The sequence below is a fragment of the Desulfosporosinus sp. BICA1-9 genome, assembly GCF_000802135.1.
In genome coordinates this window covers 1-16,481 of the sequence record NZ_JUEE01000215.1, presented here as the reverse complement: position 1 = coordinate 16,481, position 16,481 = coordinate 1, and the positions used below count along the sequence as shown (strand labels likewise).

Genomic DNA, 16,481 nt, shown 5'->3' with positions numbered 1-16,481 from the left:
TTTTAGCTCCCGTTTTCATCCATTTGATGGTGTGTGACACAAGGTGCAACTTTGAATCGATAAATGTGGTCAGGACGCTACGGAACTGTTAAACGCAAAATTTTGCAAATTCCTCATAGCTTCCACCAAGCAGAAGCCACGATAGAATTCATAATTATATAATTATTGTGTGATTTTGATAACCCTTTTGCAAAACCTTTTTCAGAATATCAAGCCCTTTTTCCAACTCTTCTATCGTATCCGGTCCGGATAGGGAGATTCGAACAGCCGAAGGTGCCGGAATACTCCCAACCGCAAATTTTTCTGCGCAAAAGACTTGTACGCCAGCTTCGCGTGCAAGCAGTTCAAATTCTCTTCCCTGCCATCCTGTCGGGAGAATTAGCCATTGAAAAAAACCACAGGGTCTATTTACTATATCGTAGCCGGATAGTATTTTTAATGCCGACTCATTTCTTTTTCGTGCTTCCTTCCGTTTATCCTCCATGATGGCATCTGCCTTCCCTGTTACTATTAAACGTGTTACTAATTCTGCAGTAATCGGTGAAGCCATCCATGTTGTATTCAACAACCCTTTTTCCATTGACTCGATATAAGGTTCTGGTACTCGCACAAAAGAAATCCGAAATCCAGGTCCAAGGAGTTTTGATGTGCCTCCTACATAGATTCCCTGATTTGGAACATAAGCAGATATGGGAACACTTTCAAGATTACCTGTATAACCATAAGCATTATCCTCGATCAAAATTAGATTATATTTCCTTATAAAATCAGCGATCTGCTCTCTGATGTTTTGTGTCATGGAAATAGTTGTTGGATTTTGGACTTCCGGCATTAGATAGATACCCTTAATCCCCTCGTTTTTGCATGCGTTTAATAGTCCTTGTGGACTCATGCCTTCACTAGTCATTTCGATAGGGACTAGGCGAATACCATGCAAAGCTGCTAGGGTTTTTAACCCAGGGTAAGTTAAGGAATCAACTGCAATTCGGTCTCCAGGATCAAACAATGTTAGTAAACAAATGGCTATTGCATTTTGAGAACCAGGTGTAATGAGAATCTCCTCAGCAGAGGCATTAATGTTAAAACGCTTTAACCATTCCGCTCCAATAACTCTATGATTTAAATGACCAGCTGGCTCAGAGTACCTAATTAATCTTTCCATATCCATGTCTTGAAGTGAATCTTTAACCATTCTAGCAGTAACTTTGTTGATACCGTAGAGTGGTAGTACTTGCCCCATTTCAATCAAATTCAATGTTTTATCCTGACTTATTAGAGATAAAGATACTTTAACGTCAGCAGCTACAAACGTTCCACGCCCTACTACTCCAGAAATCAGTCCCTTCAGCTCGCAAACGCGAAGAGCTCTTGTTACTGTACTTAAATTTACTCCAATAAGGTCCGCAAGCTCTCTTTGAGGAGGTAATTTATCACCAGGCTTTAAAATTCCTGAATTAATGTCTGACTCCAAAGCGTCTGCTAATGCAATATAAAGGGGTCTCTTACCTATCTTAATTGTTGGATTCCACTCGTTAGACATCATTACCACCTCGAAAAACAACCAAGACGTATTTCCTGGCAGGAAAGCTCTTGAGGGATTAAATATCTTCAAAGAACCTCTCCAAGAGGAATCGAGCAATCCCTATGAGATTCTTGACAGTTTGCACAATAATGGATCACCTGCAACCGTTGCACAAACAGGCGGACGTTATTTTGGTTTTGTAAATGGCGGTATTGTTCCAGCTGCTCTGGCTGCAAAGTGGTTATCTGACACTTGGGATCAAAATGCTGCTTTATATGTTATTTCTCCCATTGCTTCTGTTTTGGAAGAGGTTTGTGAAAAATGGTTTGTTGATCTCTTCAATTTACCTCAAAACACAGCTGCCGGATTTGTAGGGGGAAGTTCCACTGCAACGCTTTGTGGATTAACGGCTGGAAGAAACCATTTATTACACCAACTCGGCTACGATGTCGGTAAAAAAGGACTCTTCGGCGCACCTGAAATTCGTGTCATACTTGGAGAAGGGGCTCACTCGACAATTTATAAAGCCCTTTCCATCCTAGGACTTGGAAGCGAGCGCATAATCAAAGTTCCAGCAGATAAGCAAGGTCGAATATCAGTAGACGACGTTCCGGAACTTGACAACCGAACTCTCTTAATTCTGCAGGCTGGAAACGTTAATTCAGGTTCTTTTGATGATATTAATACACTCTGTCAAAGGGCTAGAATAGCTGGCTCGTGGGTACATGTGGATGGAGCTTTTGGTTTATGGGCGGCAGCTTCAGAAGAACTGAGACATCTTACTAAAGGTGTTGAATTAGCTGACTCTTGGTCTGTTGATGCTCATAAAACGTTAAATGCACCCTACGATAATGGTATTGTGCTATGTCGTAACCGGGATTCACTCGTGCAAGCGCTTCATATGACAGGTTCTTATATCATTTATAGTGATCATCGAGATGGAATGTTATATACATCGGATATGTCACGAAGGGCCAGGATCGTTGAATTATGGGCAACCATGAAATCTCTCGGCAAAAAGGGCATTTCGGAACTTGTAGAAGACCTGCATCATAAAGCATTGTACTTTTCAAAGGCTCTGGAAGAGATCGGCTTTACAATCAAAAACGAAGTTTGTTTTAATCAAGTATTGGCCTCCCTAGGGAAATCTGATCTAACAGAAAAAACGCTGAAGCACATACAAGAATCCAAAGAATGTTGGTGTGGAGGTGCAAAATGGGAGGATGAGACAGTTATTCGCATCAGTGTTTCTTCTTATCGAACAACTTACGAAGACATTGATCGTTCCGTAAAGGCATTTGCCGAGGCAAAATGGAAGGCATCAAGAATCAACCCGACCAGCGTTTCATAATCAAACTACCTCGCGAACTCCAACTCCAGACTTGAAACACAAATCCCGCCTCAACTAACGACCGTTGATTAACCATTTTACCCTTGGAATTGATACATTTAAACATGAATTACATATTTATGAAATGCAAAAAACGGATACGGTAATAGAACAATAATACGAGCAAAAGTATACCAACAGAAATAATAACTCTGTCTAATTTTTTATTATTAATATATTTATGGCTTAAACCATATAATGTAAGTCCAAGAAAGCCTCCAAAAGTATTTGTAATTAAATCTGTTATGTCTGCCGCCCCAATAGCGAAGATAAATTGAATTAATTCGCAAGTAAGGCTAAAAACCAGTATTAAAGCTAACTTAGGTAAAAATCCAATTTTTTCGAAATTGACATTCAAAAGCAAGCCAAAAGGAATAAAGATTATAACATTATCTCTCATCTCTCCGAAATTAATTCTTCCATTTACATTTAAAGGAGCAGCAAATGGATTCAAGTTAAGACTTCCATGGGGATAATTAAATACTGACAAAATATTGTATTGTAATTTGAATAACACTAACCAGATTAGTATTACTAAAGGGTAGAAGAAGCACTTTTTATACTTATTATAGTACGCGTCACAAACTCGAATTCAGGTCGTCTCTATCACTTGCTTAGACTCATTCTGTACAAGCAATGTCGAGCACGGGTTATGGCGACGTAAAGCAATTTAAGATCAAGTTCCTCATCGCTATAGTCTTCATGAATATTAAAAATAAACACAGCGTCAAATTCTAGTCCTTTGGCAACATATGAAGGTACTATCAAGATTTGACCTTCATATATGGTTTCATCCCCCTGTAAAATCTCATAGGATTTGGTTAGGTTTTTTTTGAGTAGTTGACATTCTTTCAGAGTTTTCCCGATCAGGGCGATTGATTTATACCCACTCGCAAGCTGAATTTCAAGCAAACTCTCTATGCCGAGAACCATATCTTTAACACTTTTAAAGTCTATAATATAAGGAGGAGTGCCATGGCGGATGACAGGCTTCGCTAGGAGGATATCTGTGGATTTCACTTTTTTAATGACTTCGTTGGCATAATCCATAATCTCTATGGTGGTACGATAGCTTTGTTCGAGTGTTAAATAGTTACAGTCAAGATCGGGAAAAACGTCTTGTTTGACTTGATCCCAGCTTTTTATCCCACGGCAAGAGTGAATTCCCTGAGCCAAATCTCCAAATATCGTAAACATATCTGTTTTGAGAATAGTTCGTAGAGTATAGAACTGAAAGATGCTTAGATCCTGGGCTTCATCAATAAAAACGTGACTGACCCCAAACTTTTCTTCGTAACCAATCAGAAGATGCTTTAAATAGGCAAGTGGTGCCAAATCCTCAAGCTCAAGTTTGTTTTGGCTGATGAGTTCGCCGGAGGAACTGCACATGTACTCAAGTACCGCTCTGTCCAGATCCTTTTCACGGGGGCCTAAGATAATTGTAGGATCAGTAATAATTCGTTGATAATGACGGAGCAGATCGATCTTAGGGAAGAGTGCAAGATACTTCTTGACAACGGTCTTTGCGCTGTTCGTGAGCTTGGTTAGGGCTATATTACGTAAGTCAACCAAAGCTATCGCTTTTTCCCTTCGTAGATCGTCATCAAACTCTGACGAAAAACGCACTTCTTCTATCTGACGGCTGAACTCCTCTTCCACTAGTTTCAGGATAGGTTCTTTGGCTGCCTTTAGTTTATTGGTGAGAACTTTTTTGACCATCTCAATTCGCTTCTGCAAGGGGAGAAAACTATATTCTTCTAGGAAAATCCGTTGAACATCTTCTGCTTCTAAAATCACATGCTCTCCGAGCATGAAATCGACGTTCGGTACAAATGTCTCTTGCAGTCGGTCTACATAGTGGTCGAGAGTATCTTTAAAGTGAATGGATCCTTTGAATTCGGAGGCTCCAATGATATTGGCAGAGTTTATAGAGGATTGGTTGTTCTCGTCGAGTAACCGAAAGAGTTTTTGTTCAGGTGGTACTAATTTGACCTTCGCTGATTTGCCAATGAGCTCCAACAGGAAGTCAATCAACGTTGTCTGAGTCACTCTTTCTGCGCCAAGCTCTGGCAAGGCCTCGGATATATAATTAATAAATAATCGGTTCGGGCCGAGAATAATAAAGTTCTCAGGGATAAAACGATCTTGATAGGTATAGATGAGGTAAGCCATGCGGTGGAGTGCAATCGTTGTTTTACCGCTACCGGCAACTCCTTGAACGATTAAAGGAGTCATATCTGCGCGGATCACCCGGTTTTGTTCCGCTTGAATCGAGGTGGCAATATCCTTGAGGCGATGATCGACATTGGCTTCCAGGGAGGCCTGAAGGAAGGCATCATTGGTTGTAATGTCAATATCTCGAATCTCAAATAACTGACCTTCCTCAATCGTAAATTGACGTTTAAGGGCGAGCTCTCCTGAAATCGTTCCCGTCGGGGTTTGATAATCAACCGCACCCAAGCGTCCTTCATAGTAGATTGAGGCGATAGGGGAACGCCAATCGAGGATGAGTGGTTCTTGGTCTTCTTTGGTAAGCAATGAGACCTTACCAATATAATAACGCTTAAAGTCTGGAGTCTCCGCTTGTTTAAAATCAATTCGGGCAAAGTAGGGTTTTTCAAGTCCTCGATTAAGTTGGTAAAAGTGTTCTTTTCCATATTCTAAAAGCTTCGTCGTCACTAAAATGGAAATGTAACTTTGGCTGCTGTCTAAGAAATCTAAGTCAATAAAAGCCTGACGAATTTCTTCGCGTTGACCTTGACGGTTTTCGACAATCAAATCAATCATTTTTTTCATATAAGCAATGGTAGAAGTAAGACGGTTTCTTTCTTGCTCAAATTCGGGATGGTTATTGCTGTTCATCGTATGCTCCTTCCGGTAATATTTGGACTTGGGGACGTTAAGGCTGCAATTATACCCAAAAAAGGAAACATCATGATTAGATAAAGGATTTCAGTGTATCCGCCCCACTGATCGAAGGCCATACCTAACGGCAGTGGCCCTAGTGCCGCTCCAATAATCATGACGCTAGAGGCCATTGCTCGGATACTCCCTAAGTGTCGACGCCCATAATAATTGGGCCAAATCAAATTTAACGTGATGTGTTCAAAACCTCCAACGATTCCCCACATGACACCGAAAAGAATTACACTAACCATGGAATTCACATGGTTAAGGCTAAACAAAGCCACGATTTCGCCTAGAAAAACGAAGGCTAGTGCATGGTTTGTTTTAACGCGTTCCAAAATGAATCCGGCTAGGAATGAGGCGGAGAAGCCCACAAGGGCCATCAAACTCAGAACAAACGCCGAATTCAATGGGGAAATCCCTCGTTCACCGAGGATGGAGATTAAGTGAAAGGTTAATCCGGTATTAATTAAGGCAGGGACAGAGGCAGCCAGAAGAATAAACCAGAACGTTCTCGTTTTTTTGGCTTCTGCCAAGGTCCAGTTTAGTTCTGTATCGACGAATTCGGTCTGGTTGACAGTTGATGGGCCTTCGGGAGTATTTAAAGTATTTAAGCGATGTATAGAGGCTCCATCCGGTCGTAATCCGACCTCTTCCGGTTTGTTGCGAATTAAATAGTAAGACAGAGGGGTGTACAGAACGATTAGCAAGCCCCCCCATACCCACCAGGTAACACGTAAATCCCAAGTTTGAATCATCCAGACATTGAGAATTGGAACGAGGGCTGAACTAATAAATCCCCCAAGGGCCATTAAACTGAAAGCCCTTCCCCTTTGCCGAATAAACCATTGAGGAACCAAGGTGCTGGGGATCAGGGTCATCGAGCCTTGCCCAAATAACCGGAGCATAAAGAACCCAATAAACATCCATACAACTCCGAGCATGGCACTGTTCCAAAAGCAAGCGAATCCCAAGCAGAGACCGATGACCACACTCATTCGCCGTTGTCCATAGCGATCGATAAGCCGCCCCATCATAAAGAGAGAGAGACCAGCGGTTAAGCTTGCCAGGGAATAAACACTGAAAATTAGGGAGCGACTCCACCCTAATTCGGTCATATAAACATTGATAAAAACGGAGATAGAGTAGGTTTGACCGGGACCTGAAAAGAATAAACCTAGGGCAGAGATGACGACGATAATCCAACCATAGAAAAAGGGAAGATTCACAGGGGTTTTTTCTTGAAAACGCTGCACGACTAGTTACTCCTTTGACATTGAATGAAAATGGAAAAATCCTGTTCAATTCATTCCTAGGTTTTCAATTGGCTTTTTACTTATACTTCTTGAAAAATTGGAATAACCATCGGGTGCCTCTTGGTCTTATCATACAGATGTCTACTCACTGCATCCCTTACGCGATTTTGTAAAAGGTTGGTGTCATTGATACCATTCTGGAAATTACGGGCTATGGTCTGTCTCGTGAGTGCTTTTACCTCATCGAGGATTAGGTTGGACTCTCGAACATAGACAAATCCACGGGTGACGACATCTGGGCCCGCTAACATCGTGTTGGTTGCTCTGTTGAGTGCTAACATGATGATCAGAATTCCATCTTGAGATAGGAGTGATCGCTCTTTCATAACGCTACTTCCGATATCTCCGACTCCCAAGCCATCAATAAAAACTCGTCCAGCAGTAACGTTATCAGCTAACTTTGCCCCATGACTTGTAAACTCTATTACATTGCCAATCTCGGCGACGAAAATGTTTTCCCGTGGAATTCCTACTTGCCCAGCGAGTTCAGCATGTTTCATGAGCATGCGGTATTCTCCGTGAACAGGAATAAAGTACTTAGGTTTTACCATGCTGATCATCAGCTTAAGCTCTTCTTGGCTGGCGTGACCCGACACGTGCATCCCCGAGATGGATTCATAGATGACTTTGGCGCCTAACTTGAAGAGCTGATCAATATTGCGCGAGACTGCTTTTTCATTGCCAGGGATGGGAGAAGCAGAAAGAATCACCGTATCCCCAGGATAAATGGAAATCTGATGATGACTATGGCTCGCCATGCGAGTCAGCGCAGCCATTGGCTCGCCTTGACTGCCCGTCGTAAGGATGCATACTTGATTACCCGATAAGCGCATAGCCTCGTCGACGTCAATGAGCATGTCTTCCGGCACATCCCGAAAATAGGGACATTAAAATGTCTCAACAAATAGGGTAGTCCGCCAATATGATCCTCATGACCGTGAGTAATCAGGATTCCCAGGATGAGGTCTTTGTTTTCGATAAGATACGTATAATCTGGTATAACGAGGTCAATCCCGAACATATCATCGTCAGGAAAAGCCAGACCCGCGTCAATTAACAAGATTTGATCATTATAGCGGATCGCGGTTGTATTCTTTCCGATTTCCCCTAGTCCACCGAGGGGAATAATCTGCAGTTTGTTTTTTTGGTCAAGTGAATATATTGCCATAGTCATGTCCTAGGCTGTCTATAAAACGCAATATCATAACGATCGCTTAACCAGGTTTCCTTCCATTCATCCAATAACAAAACAGCATAGTTTTCATCTTTATCCAGCACTACCGTGCTCATGCTTGATTCAGTCAGCAGCTTAATTGCTTTATCATCTTTTTCAACCCAGCGTACGATCTCAAAGGGAAGGTGTTGAATAGCTACCTGGACCCCGTACTCTTCACGCAAGCGGTATTCTAACACTTCAAACTGCAATTGTCCCACAACGCCAATAATTGGAGCTTCAACGCCGACATTAAGGTCACGAAAAACATGGATTGCTCCCTCTTCTTGAAGTTCCTGAATCCCCTTTCAGTGCACTCCCGAAAAACACCAGCGTCACTTCTCCTCGGTCCACTCGTTCCTTGGAGAAGGTATTTCCAGCCATGTCCAATAGCTCAATTTCCTCATTTAGCTGATTAATAAGGTCATCTCTAATTCCCGCGCGTACTCTTTCGTCGCTGAGGGCTCCAGAGATAGGGGGCTTGGAACTAGATCTAAGACTCCCTGCAATAAAACGCTCAACCAGTCCCGTGTGGCGATCATAAATCCCTTTAAAATCGGGACCCATTCCGATTGGCCAATTCATGGCATACGATTCAATCCCAAGAACCTTTTCCACTTCATCCATTAAATCAAGGGGGTCCTTGGCATTACGGTCAAACTTATTAATGAACGTAAAGATGGGAATTCCCCGTTTTCGACAGACCTCAAACAATTTTTTAGTCTGTGTTTCAACCCCTTTAGCGGCGTCTATCAGCATCACGGCACTATCGGCAGCCGTCAGAGTACGGTAGGTGTCTTCACTGAAATCTTGGTGACCTGGAGTATCCAGGATGTTGATCACATAGCCCTGATACTTAAATTGGAGTGCACTCGATGTAATCGAAATGCCCCGCTGCCGCTCAAGTTCCATCCAGTCCGACGTAGCAGCGCGATCTGCTTTGCGGCCTTTGACCGAACCCGCTTCTCGAATTGCTCCTCCAAAAAGCAGGAGCTTTTCCGTTAAAGTTGTTTTCCCAGCATCGGGATGCGAAATAATCGCGAAGGTTTTTCGAGAATTAATTTCTGTTTTTAGATCCGTTTGATTCAACGTTATTAACTCCTAAATTATCGTTATACATTCACATTCGTAGTTTTAGTCGCTTTTCTGATTCGGTCAGTTTCTAGTTTATCAATGACATATGCCCCTTCGGTACATTGAATGACATCGCCTTCTTTTAGTCCAGCGGGAAGATCTCTCTTGAGGATATCCACCATGGTTTTACCCTCAAATTCTATAACAGCATAGTCGCCTTCGAATCGGTCGATGATCCCCTTCATATATCATGGTCCTCTCTTTATGACGCGCTTTTCTTCAACACACCAATACTCTTGTCATCGCTGAATTCAAGAGACAAGTTTAAATGCTCCGCCAGCCAGCGGAAAGTTTTTTGGCTGTAGAATGTGATATGAGTAGGGTCCTTGCGGTACCACCAGCTTATAAAATCCTCTGCAGAAGTGTGAAACAGAGTGGTTACCGCCAGTATACCTCCTTTTTCCAACAGAACTTCCAGTATTCTAAGGGTTGCTAGGGGGTTTTTAAGATGTTCCAGTACATCGGTGCACGTGATTAAATCATAGCGTTTCTTTAGAAAACCCTGAGTTGGGTAAAAAAAGGGGTCGTAGATATCGGTTGCATAACCTAATTTCTCCAATAGCACCTGCAGTACCGGCCCAGGCCCGCAGCCGAAATCCAGTGCCCTTTTAACGTTTTTCAGGTTGTCGATCTTAGAGATTATAATGAAGTTATTAAAATTGTTCACATACCCTGGATTATCCAGGGTGTTTTTGTGCTGGCTATATCTATTAAATTCCTCCTGCCTGTCTAGAAAGGTATCCTCATCGATCGATATTAAATCGCATACTGGGCAATGGAAATATTCTGGTTCTATGGGTTCTGAAAGTTTGTTTAAGGTGCCTCCACAAAGTTTACAAAATTGATTAATGACATTTCACCGCTTCAGTAATAATTTAAACTCCCCTTAAAGAAGAGTTTATGGATATAGGACAAATGTAAAGCTTAATACCGATACTTAATAATACTCTTGCGTTTATTCCGAACTTGCAATAGGTTCTTCACTTAAGTCCTCTTGGCAATTGGGGCAGATCCATTGACCATTTTCTACACAGCTGTAGGACTTTTTGCCACAGGCAGGACATTTTTTACAAAGCATAAATACAATATCACCTCAGGTAGCCCGGTTTTCCTCCCGGGTAATTATCATAATGAGCATCGATCCGACTTCTTCGCTGTTGGGGGCAGTAATCATGATTTGATCCGGTTGCGCAGTGATGATAATACCCACAGCTTGAAAACCAATGTTCTGGGTTGTAGTCCTAATACTTATCTTGCCACCGACAAATGTGGCAGACTTTACGCACATAACTGACTCATTAATACGGTAGTATTGTGAATCCGAGTTGACCTGTAAATGAACTGTCATACCAACGAGTGTTTTCATGAGCTGCTTTAATAATTCAAGGTTTTTAGGATCAAATAGCCTCTGGTTTAAATTGTCCTTAACGAGGTTATACAGGTTATCAAACAACAATATCACCTCACCTTCGTCGTTATAAAAATGTGAATTCTGTTCGAGCATATATGAGTTGGAAACAATGCTAGCCTAATATCCGCCTGTTAGATTCAAGCGGTTATGATACACTTATCATAGTGGACTAACCCTAGTAAGATTGAATTTTTGTAAGCTCATACTTATCACACCTCTTGCTAATATTTAGGGAGGGGGTAATAGTTCCAATTATAGGAACCGTTCCCCACGTTTTTGTTTTTCAATAAACTCGCTAAGATCATCTTTTTTGACCCGCCAACTATGACCTATTTTAAAGGCGGGAATTTTATCGGCCTGAACCAGACGGTAGGTGGTAACCTCGCTAATTTGCAGGTATTCTGCCACCTGGCGTATGGTCATTATTTCTTTTTCTTCGGCCATATATGCTCACTCCTTAATCCTTTGCCATACCATGGGTGATTAGTATTGATCAAAACTGATAGCTTAATTATATATTATGAGTCTAAAGAAGGCAATTTTTAACCAGTTATTGCTTGTTTATACTAGTTTTAATATAAAGACCATACAAACATTGAGCCATTCGATCAGTCGTATCAAAATTGCGGTTTATGTTCATTTGTGGTAATGTACAAAGGTTCCCCAAAACCGATATCTCTTATCGGGTCAGTAAAGGTATTTTTTTTGTTCAAAAATGAGAACACTCTTCGTAGTTGATTTATTTATTTTGAGAAAGTGAGTTTAGTTAATGAGCGTACAAACATTCAGAGAATCATGGTTTAGTAATATTAAAAATGACGTATTGGCGGGGCTTGTCGTTTCACTCGCCTTAATTCCAGAGGCCATCGCTTTCTCGATTATTGCAGGGGTCGACCCCATGGTAGGACTGTATTCGTCCTTTATGATTCCGATTATTATTGCCTTTGTGATGATTGTTACCGTTTTGACAGTTTTAATGACTCACAATTTAGCGATAGGCGTTCTAACGGGAGTAGTTTTAAGTGCTGTCTTTTTTGCCTCTAAGATTTCTAAAGTTTATGTTAAAAAACGAATAGAACACGATGGTAAGATGAAACTATACCAGATTAGTGGTCAGTTATTTTTTGTTTCTGTCACAGACTTAATTAACGTATTTGATTTTACGACGGATTTTCATGATAATATTAAAGAAGTAGAGATAAACTTTAGTAATGCCAATCTTTGGGATGATTCAGCCGTTGCTGCGATTGATAAGATCGTCTTTAAATACCGGCAATATGATATCGAGGTTGTATTAAGTGGACTCAACGAACAAAGTGCCCGATTGATTGATAAATTGGCCACTCACACTGATATGAACGCTGGGCCACCTAAACACTGAGCAAGAGACAACGCTAGCTATAAAATTGGAGGTTAAACTATGTTTAATAAAATCCTTCTGGCAGCCGATGGCTCGGAACATTCATTAAGAGCCACTGAAAAAGCAATTTTTCTAACTCAAAATAACCCTGAAGCAACCATTGAAATCTTATATGTAGTCAACAGTGAGACATCTAAATCTGATGTATTACGAGATATGGATACAGACGCTATAACCTTAAAAAGGAATCAAAAATTGCTCCCGATACAAGTGAAGTTGAAACAGGCCAAGGTTAATTACTCAGTGAAGTTTATCCACGGCGAGCCAGGCCCTTCGATTGTGAAATACGCCAATGAGGGTAAATTTGATATCGTAGTAATCGGTAGTCGGGGTTTAAACGGCGTACAGGAGTTTGTCTTAGGGGGAGTTAGTCATAAGGTCGCGAAAAGGGCTAACTGTCCAGTATTAATCGTAAAATAAAGGTAATAATTGTATTAGTTCTTGTATTGGGGTGAACTTCGCAAAGTGAAAGACGCTATTCTACAGTTTTTAAGTCTGAATATTATTAGACCTTTTTGTACCAGAGGCTACTTACAACAGGGGATGTCGTTTTTTAATAGCTCATTTTTTGTAGGACTCCAAAAAATATTTAATTAATACCAACTTTTTCCTCCACCCTCACCCCACTCTTAATCTCAAAAACAAAATGCGCTAGTGTGAGAATTTCTATCTTCTCAACCAACGCATTAAATATTTCTTCATCGAACGCTTCAAGCAGTGAATCCCTGCCGTTTATTGTCTCTAGGATTTCATCAAACCTTTGTTTCAACCCATCCTTTGATTCGATTACCTTATCAAGCTCCAGCCTTTTCTTTCGCACTTCCTCCAACTCACCGGATATGCTTTTGTACTCCTCGTTATAGACCTCAGGATCGACGTTATTATTTACCTGAAACCGGATAAGCCTCTTTAACTCATTTTTCAATTCTTCAATTCTTTTGTCCAAAGCTTCGGTCTCTCCAATATCTGGCCTTTGCAAAATAATCATTTCAATATTTGCTGTCATCGTCTTGATAAAGCTCTGTCTTTTTTCGTAGATTCTGTTGAACATCCGCACAAATCCATCCTTCAAACCCTTCTCATCAACAGCTTTTGCTCCGCAGGCATCTTTGCCGTCCATTATATAAGTTTTGCACTGCCATACAACTTTCTTTGCTGAATTGGTGCTGTTCCATTGCCTTCTTTTAAAAATGTTCCCGCAGTTGCCACAAAATACTTTAGCGCTAAACGGATATTTGCTGCTATATTTATGCCTGTTTCCCACTAAATCACCCCTGAGCAATGCTCTTCTTTCCTTCTCATCCTGAACCTTGTCGAATATCTCCTTGTCTATGATCGGCAGGTGGTTTTCATCGATCATATACTTTGGTGACTGGCCTTTATTAGGGGTGCGTTTGTGTGTGAGGAAATTAACGGTTATGGTTTTCTGCAGAAGTGCGGCTCCATGATATTTCGCATTAGCCTGTGTCAAGTCTTACATAAAAAAATAAATGACTTTCCCATGAAATCTTTTTGTGTCGCAGGAAAGTCAGATAGATACGAATATTTTCTCTGGCAAGCTTAATGTTAATTCAATCGCAGAATATCATTATATGGAGTTATTTATTTTTGTTTTCCATCAAATATGTGGCTTCCATATCTGCTGTACATAACGCAAATCCCAATGGGAATTTTTCAAATGCATCCCCAATATTACGTTTGTCTTCGATACCAGAAAAGCCCATATGATACCTAATAGCAAATGCTTCTTCTCGTGTGAGCCTAATAAAGCCAGAAATAATATACACAGATTTTTCTCCGTGTCCGTAAGGCAGTTTATCGTCATATTCAAATACTGACACAGTCTGCCATGTACCATTTTCATCTTTTACGTTTCTGGTTCCCGGCTTGTAACAGTTGATCTTGCAAACATCGTGAAGTAGGGCAACAATTGCTATTGTTTCATCATCAAATGCCATATTATAAAATTCTTTCACTCTATCCCTTGCCAAGTAATCCTTTAAACAATAATAAACATTTACGCTATGCTCTAGGTTTTATGCCACTGACTCGCGCCACTGAGTGGAGCACTTTAAAAGCCGTCCTTCTAGACGGTTTGCTAGTACCAAATCAAATTACTTTACTTTTTATATTTAATTTTTATATCATTTAGGACCGTTAAGTTTTCCTTTAGCCATTGAATCCTTCCAAAAACGGGGTGATAATAATCGTATTTACTTTGTAATAATTCATCCCGATTTTGAAAAGGTACATCGGTATACTTTAATAAATAATATGACATAAAACCTATAAAAAGTGCTTCAGCTGCTCGCACGACAATTTTCAATTCTTCAAAAGTACAATTTATTTTTTCAATGTTATTTCTATCAGGAAAGATAAAGAAAGGTTTCCCAACAGTCATAGTATTTCCATCAACCGAAAAATCTTCTAGCCACTCTATATTTCTACTGGGGCTAAGGTTAAAAAGGATACCCAGGAACAAAAAGATTCTAATATATCTTGAGCCTCCAACCAATTATTTCTGTAATCTTCTTCTTTAATAAGTAAGATTTTTACTTTGACTTGTTTCTCTGCTTCTGTTCTCCTATAAACCTCTTGATGCTCATATGGATTCATTAATAATTTGTTCGGTACTATCGTTGGATTTTCCAAAGCTTTAATACCAAATTCTTTAGTTTCTTTGGAACAATCAATAGTTAATTCTTCAATTGGACCTCCAAAAATATTATCCCTAATTTTAATAATAGCGTTAACTTCTCTAATCATGACTTTACATCTCCTGTAACTTTATTCTAATCTGAGAGTTCTATATCATAACCTTAGTACCTTCCAACTCATAGTAATTTAATAAACAACGAGACTGCCTTCAGATAGCCTTCGCAAATTTAAGCCTTTTCACCTCCAGTGAGAACCCTTTAGGAAGTTAAGGGTACCCATTTTTCAATATTCCTAACTTCCAATTATATACTAGACATAGCTGGCGCCCAAATACAACGATTATACTACTCTTTGATCTCCTTTAATCTCTTTGCATTCTTTCTTGTTACAACTTTTTTTCCTGTTGTTTCTTCAAGTTGTTTTCTAGCTACATTTGCAACCTGGCCGCCTTGCCGAGCCACTGTCTTGTTTTCTTCAAAGGTTTCCGGCTCTATTTGTTTAGAAATTTCGGTAGTTGAAACTTCTGCAAGCATATTTAAAACCAACTCAAGATTTGTCATGTTATCCCGCAAATTCTCTTTTTTTAAGCCTTTGAGATTCTTATATTCTTTGGTAGTTAATCCTGCCCAGGACTTAGAAATCTCGTCAGTCAATATTGCATATTCAATACCTTTTTGAACGCCTCGTTTATCCCACTCATCCGTCAGTTCTTTTCTGACTTCTATGGTTTTTAACCTTTGGTCAATCCACTCTTTTGAATAGCCTTTTTTAAGATATGTTTCCAGAGCACGTTCAATGGCAAGTTCAGGATCAGCAGTTTCATCTATTCTTTCGTTACCAATCTTTGCAAGCCACATTTTAAACGGTTCTGCTTTCGGTGATGGTATGGATTGAATGAGTCTTAAAAGTTCCTCTGTATCAGCAACATCTGTCAAGCGCATTTTCCCATCTTCAGCTTTCATTTTCAACTGTCCGATTTTTTCGGACAGTTGACTCCCTTCAGAAATAAGCTTTGATTTCAGGTCACTCCAATATTTTCGTGGCCGATCGGTTTCAGTTAAAACTTCAATAACATCAATAATTGAGAAAAACCATTTTTCTTGTTCTTCATGCCATAGAACTCGAACTCTCTTATCTTCAAACAATTTAATCGCATTCTCTTTATCCATCTTGTATCCCCCACATTTTTAAACTTCCTCTTGTTAGTCATCTATATCAAGTCTAAGTAGACCGTCATTTCTCTGTTCATAAATATATATTCGATAAACTATTCCATTTTCCTCCAAAACGATGACAGAAAACTCCCACTTTTCACCCCGCCATATTGCTTAGCGTATATCATCGCTTATTGCTCGTCCAAGGGTTATCGTACCTGCGCCTGATGCACCAAGAATAATGTATTTCATTTTGGAAGCGTTTATTGAACTATATATTTTTAAAATTATGCTTATTTATAAGTGATTGATTTTAATCACTTTATTTGATTTATGCCTCCCGTATCACCTTCATT

Annotated in this window: 15 protein-coding genes and 3 pseudogenes; 3 read left to right on the top strand and 15 right to left on the bottom strand. The window is 40.2% G+C overall.

Going from position 1 to position 16,481, the window contains the following annotated elements:
- Positions 1 to 154: 154 nt before the first annotated feature.
- A complete protein-coding gene (locus JL57_RS26765; protein ID WP_291300624.1) occupies positions 155 to 1,612 on the bottom strand; it encodes a PLP-dependent aminotransferase family protein in 1,458 nt (485 codons plus the stop codon).
- A gap of 49 nt (positions 1,613 to 1,661) precedes the next feature.
- Between JL57_RS26765 and JL57_RS26760 the strand changes: the two genes are divergently transcribed.
- Positions 1,662 to 2,873 carry a pyridoxal-dependent decarboxylase gene (locus JL57_RS26760; RefSeq protein ID WP_291300623.1) on the top strand — a complete coding sequence of 404 codons (1,212 nt, stop codon included), beginning with the start codon at positions 1,662 to 1,664 and terminating at the stop codon, positions 2,871 to 2,873.
- 109 nt (positions 2,874 to 2,982) lie between these two features.
- Here JL57_RS26760 and vanZ-A read toward each other — a convergent pair whose 3' ends face one another.
- The 9 genes and pseudogenes from vanZ-A to JL57_RS26715 form a co-directional block, all read right to left on the bottom strand.
- A complete protein-coding gene (vanZ-A, locus tag JL57_RS26755; RefSeq protein ID WP_034144948.1) occupies positions 2,983 to 3,504 on the bottom strand; it encodes a glycopeptide resistance protein VanZ-A in 522 nt (173 codons plus the stop codon).
- Between the two features lie 14 nt (positions 3,505 to 3,518).
- A complete protein-coding gene (gene helD / locus JL57_RS26750; RefSeq protein ID WP_034144947.1) occupies positions 3,519 to 5,774 on the bottom strand; it encodes an RNA polymerase recycling motor HelD in 2,256 nt (751 codons plus the stop codon).
- The gene (locus JL57_RS26745; protein WP_034144946.1) at positions 5,771 to 7,075 is read right to left on the bottom strand and encodes an MFS transporter; all 1,305 of its coding nucleotides are present in this window, start codon (positions 7,073 to 7,075) and stop codon (positions 5,771 to 5,773) included. The genes helD and JL57_RS26745 overlap by 4 nt, the downstream gene beginning before the upstream one ends.
- A gap of 80 nt (positions 7,076 to 7,155) precedes the next feature.
- Positions 7,156 to 8,303, bottom strand: a pseudogene (locus tag JL57_RS26740) (ribonuclease J).
- Between the two features lie 2 nt (positions 8,304 to 8,305).
- Positions 8,306 to 9,437: pseudogene (locus JL57_RS26735) on the bottom strand (GTP-binding protein).
- Between the two features lie 23 nt (positions 9,438 to 9,460).
- Positions 9,461 to 9,667 (bottom strand): DUF3006 domain-containing protein, encoded by a 207-nt coding sequence (locus tag JL57_RS26730; protein ID WP_034144945.1) that lies wholly within the window; start codon positions 9,665 to 9,667, stop codon positions 9,461 to 9,463.
- A 17-nt stretch (positions 9,668 to 9,684) separates the two neighbouring features.
- On the bottom strand, positions 9,685 to 10,149 hold the full coding sequence (locus tag JL57_RS26725) for a class I SAM-dependent methyltransferase (protein WP_291300622.1): 465 nt from the start codon (positions 10,147 to 10,149) through the stop codon (positions 9,685 to 9,687).
- 426 nt (positions 10,150 to 10,575) lie between these two features.
- Entirely contained in the window at positions 10,576 to 10,938 is a 363-nt protein-coding gene (locus tag JL57_RS26720; RefSeq protein WP_291300621.1) for a hypothetical protein, read from the bottom strand.
- 207 nt (positions 10,939 to 11,145) lie between these two features.
- Entirely contained in the window at positions 11,146 to 11,337 is a 192-nt protein-coding gene (locus JL57_RS26715; RefSeq protein WP_034144942.1) for a helix-turn-helix domain-containing protein, read from the bottom strand.
- Positions 11,338 to 11,662: 325 nt separating this feature from the next.
- On the opposite strand from JL57_RS26715, the gene JL57_RS26710 reads away from it, so the two are divergent.
- On the top strand, positions 11,663 to 12,274 hold the full coding sequence (locus JL57_RS26710; protein WP_034144941.1) for a SulP family inorganic anion transporter: 612 nt from the start codon (positions 11,663 to 11,665) through the stop codon (positions 12,272 to 12,274).
- Between the two features lie 39 nt (positions 12,275 to 12,313).
- Complete coding sequence (locus JL57_RS26705) at positions 12,314 to 12,733, top strand: universal stress protein (RefSeq protein WP_034144940.1); 420 nt, start codon at positions 12,314 to 12,316, stop codon at positions 12,731 to 12,733.
- Positions 12,734 to 12,902: 169 nt separating this feature from the next.
- On the opposite strand, the gene JL57_RS26700 is transcribed toward JL57_RS26705, so the two are convergent.
- The 5 genes and pseudogenes from JL57_RS26700 to JL57_RS26680 all read right to left on the bottom strand — a co-directional run bounded on the left by JL57_RS26700 (position 12,903) and on the right by JL57_RS26680 (position 16,140).
- Positions 12,903 to 13,784, bottom strand: coding sequence for a recombinase zinc beta ribbon domain-containing protein (locus JL57_RS26700; RefSeq protein ID WP_291300620.1), 882 nt, complete (start codon positions 13,782 to 13,784; stop codon positions 12,903 to 12,905).
- A 127-nt stretch (positions 13,785 to 13,911) separates the two neighbouring features.
- Positions 13,912 to 14,346, bottom strand: a pseudogene (locus JL57_RS26695) (HD domain-containing protein); the annotation flags it as partial.
- A gap of 86 nt (positions 14,347 to 14,432) precedes the next feature.
- Positions 14,433 to 14,714: a hypothetical protein gene (locus JL57_RS26690; protein WP_034144939.1), complete on the bottom strand. Its 282-nt coding sequence runs from the start codon at positions 14,712 to 14,714 to the stop codon at positions 14,433 to 14,435.
- 35 nt (positions 14,715 to 14,749) lie between these two features.
- Positions 14,750 to 15,079: a hypothetical protein gene (locus JL57_RS26685; protein WP_034144938.1), complete on the bottom strand. Its 330-nt coding sequence runs from the start codon at positions 15,077 to 15,079 to the stop codon at positions 14,750 to 14,752.
- Between the two features lie 236 nt (positions 15,080 to 15,315).
- A complete protein-coding gene (locus tag JL57_RS26680; protein WP_034144937.1) occupies positions 15,316 to 16,140 on the bottom strand; it encodes a BRO family protein in 825 nt (274 codons plus the stop codon).
- Positions 16,141 to 16,481 lie beyond the last annotated feature (341 nt).

Excerpts from the sequence above, each read along its gene's own strand:
- helD (WP_034144947.1), bottom strand. The coding sequence starts at position 5,774 with ATGAACAGCAATAACCATCCCGAATTTGAGCAAGAAAGAAACCGTCTT.
- JL57_RS26730 (WP_034144945.1), bottom strand. The coding sequence starts at position 9,667 with ATGAAGGGGATCATCGACCGATTCGAAGGCGACTATGCTGTTATAGAA.
- JL57_RS26715 (WP_034144942.1), bottom strand. The coding sequence starts at position 11,337 with ATGGCCGAAGAAAAAGAAATAATGACCATACGCCAGGTGGCAGAATAC.
- JL57_RS26710 (WP_034144941.1), top strand. The coding sequence starts at position 11,663 with ATGAGCGTACAAACATTCAGAGAATCATGGTTTAGTAATATTAAAAAT.
- JL57_RS26705 (WP_034144940.1), top strand. The coding sequence starts at position 12,314 with ATGTTTAATAAAATCCTTCTGGCAGCCGATGGCTCGGAACATTCATTA.
- JL57_RS26690 (WP_034144939.1), bottom strand. The coding sequence starts at position 14,714 with ATGACTGTTGGGAAACCTTTCTTTATCTTTCCTGATAGAAATAACATT.
- JL57_RS26685 (WP_034144938.1), bottom strand. The coding sequence starts at position 15,079 with ATGATTAGAGAAGTTAACGCTATTATTAAAATTAGGGATAATATTTTT.
- JL57_RS26680 (WP_034144937.1), bottom strand. The coding sequence starts at position 16,140 with ATGGATAAAGAGAATGCGATTAAATTGTTTGAAGATAAGAGAGTTCGA.